The sequence below is a fragment of the Pseudoalteromonas aurantia genome (assembly GCF_005886875.1).
Taxonomy (GTDB): domain Bacteria; phylum Pseudomonadota; class Gammaproteobacteria; order Enterobacterales; family Alteromonadaceae; genus Pseudoalteromonas; species Pseudoalteromonas aurantia_A.
Genome location: NZ_PNBY01000142.1, coordinates 1 through 938, shown reverse-complemented (window position 1 = coordinate 938; position 938 = coordinate 1). Strand labels below are relative to the sequence as shown.

The following is a 938-nucleotide window of genomic DNA, read 5'->3' as shown; positions in this document are numbered from 1 at the left end:
ATTGGCTTTACTATGGTATTACATACCCACAATCGACGACGTGATTTACACCCTCATATTCATGTCATTATGCCATGTGGATATTATGATGCTCATAACAACCAGTGGCATAAAGGGCGTCAACAATATCTATTTAACGAATTTGCATTAGCTAAAGTTTGGCGGGCTCAAATGTTAGAGGCAATTAACAGACATACGCGCATTAATTTACCCGCAAAGTACCCTAAAAAGTGGGTAGTTGATTGTCGCAAAGTCGGATTTGGTGATAAAGCCTATCAATACCTCTCTCGCTATCTATATCGGGGTGTATTGTCTGACAATGACATTGTTCATTACGATGAAAACACCGTCACGTTTAAATATCAAGAGAGTAAAACCAAACAAACAGTAACACGCACTCTGCCTGTGCTTAAGTTTTTATGGCTGATATTACAACATGTCTTACCTAAAGGGCTGCAACGCGTTCGAGACTGTGGCTATTTACGAGGGAATGCCAGTAAGTTACGTCAACGCATTCAAATATTACTTATCAATACCAAGAATTGGAAAAAGCCTAAGAAAAAAGACAAACCCAAAGCCATCCGTATTTGCCCTTGCTGTCAGCATCCAATGCACTGTGAGGGAGTCATTAACTTCTTCTCACGACCGAGTTGATTATCATGGGCAGGAAAAAAGATAATGGCTTAAATCAATCAGAGGAGATGAAGCGCAAAAAAATAACGAATTGATATAGATATATTAATTTAACTTCTGAACGCAAGAAGTGCATCCACTCGGCTAAAATAAATGAACGCCGCTACAAATAGAAAAACATATTCATCACTATTTACTATAAATAAGCTATAAAACTCACTTCGGACTTGTTCAACACCCAGATAAGGTGTCGGCTGCGCGACACCTATCCTTATTTGTTATAACCCGCTTTCACCTAAACTAAA

At 38.7% G+C, this 938-nt stretch carries 1 protein-coding gene; it reads left to right on the top strand.

Translation table 11 applies throughout. The annotated features are described in order from the left end of the window. Window positions 1-654 (top strand): IS91 family transposase (locus CWC18_RS19745; RefSeq protein ID WP_212747748.1); only part of this gene is annotated, 654 nt, incomplete at its 5' end. Window positions 655-938 lie beyond the last annotated feature (284 nt).